This is a genomic window from Staphylococcus sp. 231237_7MaSpsaltlick, assembly GCF_043107035.1.
The window spans coordinates 1-383 of record NZ_JBICNX010000454.1 but is presented as its reverse complement, the minus strand read 5'-3'; the positions used below and the strand labels follow the sequence as shown (position 1 = coordinate 383).

At 34.7% G+C, this 383-nt stretch carries 1 protein-coding gene; it reads left to right on the top strand.

The features are described 5' to 3' along the window. The first annotated feature begins 133 nt into the window (after positions 1-133). The gene (locus ACF91D_RS32320; RefSeq protein WP_107589123.1) at positions 134-361 is read left to right on the top strand and encodes a non-oxidative hydroxyarylic acid decarboxylases subunit D; all 228 of its coding nucleotides are present in this window, start codon (positions 134-136) and stop codon (positions 359-361) included. The last annotated feature ends 22 nt before the right edge of the window (positions 362-383 follow it).

Below are 383 nucleotides of genomic sequence, written 5' to 3'. Positions count from 1 at the left end.
AAGTTAGTAATTGATGCTACAACACCTGTAGGGGCTGATAAGGCACGCGATACTGAATTGCTAGGTACACCAAAAGACACTGATAAGTGGAGAGAAATTCTAGATAACATGGTGAATAGAAAGGAAGATTAATATGATTTGTCCAAGATGTGATTCGAAAAGTGTGAATTTATTAACTAAGGCTCCTAAAGATAATGCATGGGAGGTATATATTTGTGATACTTGTACATTCTCATGGCGTAATACAGAAAGTGAACATATCACCAATCCCGAAAAATATAATCCTGATTTTAAATTAAGACCAGAGACATTCACACATTTAGATCAAATACCACCTATCCCAAATTTGAAAGGTAAGTAATAGGAGGTAATAGAGTATATGG